The 844-nt window shown below is 66.1% G+C and carries 1 pseudogene; it reads left to right on the top strand.

Annotated features, from left to right (window positions below):
- Positions 1 to 844, top strand: a pseudogene (locus IF73_RS0137090) (B12-binding domain-containing protein); the annotation flags it as partial.

Below are 844 nucleotides of genomic sequence, written 5' to 3'. Positions count from 1 at the left end.
GACATCCTCATCGACACGCTGACCTTCACCATCTGCACGGGCCAGGAGGAGTCCCGCAAGGACGGCATCGCGACGATCGAGGCGATCCGCGAGCTCAAGCGACGCCAAAGGCCGGTCTGGACTCGGCGATCGTGCACGCCTCGAAGATCCTGCCGATCGCCCGTTTCGACGAGGAGCAGGTCACCACCGCCCTCGACCTGATCTACGACCGGCGGCGCGAGGGCTACGACCCGCTGCAGAAGCTGATGGCCCTCTTCGAGGGCGCCACCACCAAGTCCCTCAAGGCCGGCAAGGCCGAGGAGCTGGCGGCGCTGCCGCTGGAGGAGCGCCTGAAGCGGAGGATCATCGACGGCGAGAAGAACGGCCTGGAGGCGGACCTCGACGCGGCGCTGACCACCACCCCGGCCCTCGACATCGTCAACAACACCCTCCTCGACGGCATGAAGGTCGTCGGCGAGCTGTTCGGCTCGGGCCAGATGCAGCTGCCGTTCGTGCTCCAGTCCGCCGAGGTCATGAAGACCGCGGTGGCCTACCTGGAGCCGCACATGGAGAAGTCCGACGCCGACGGCAAGGGCACGATCGTGCTCGCCACCGTCCGCGGCGACGTCCACGACATCGGCAAGAACCTCGTCGACATCATCCTCTCCAACAACGGCTACAACGTCGTCAACATCGGCATCAAGCAGCCCGTCTCCGCCATCCTCGAAGCCGCCGAGCAGCACAACGCCGACGTCATCGGCATGTCCGGCCTCCTCGTGAAGTCCACCGTGATCATGAAGGAGAACCTGGAAGAGCTCAACCAGCGCGAGCTCGCCGCCAAGTACCCCGTCATCCTCGGCGGCGC

The sequence above is a fragment of the Streptomyces sp. NRRL F-5727 genome (assembly GCF_000719555.1).
In the GTDB taxonomy this organism is placed as follows: domain Bacteria; phylum Actinomycetota; class Actinomycetes; order Streptomycetales; family Streptomycetaceae; genus Streptomyces.
Note: the sequence above shows the minus strand (reverse complement) of the source record. Positions and strands in the feature narration are given on the sequence as shown.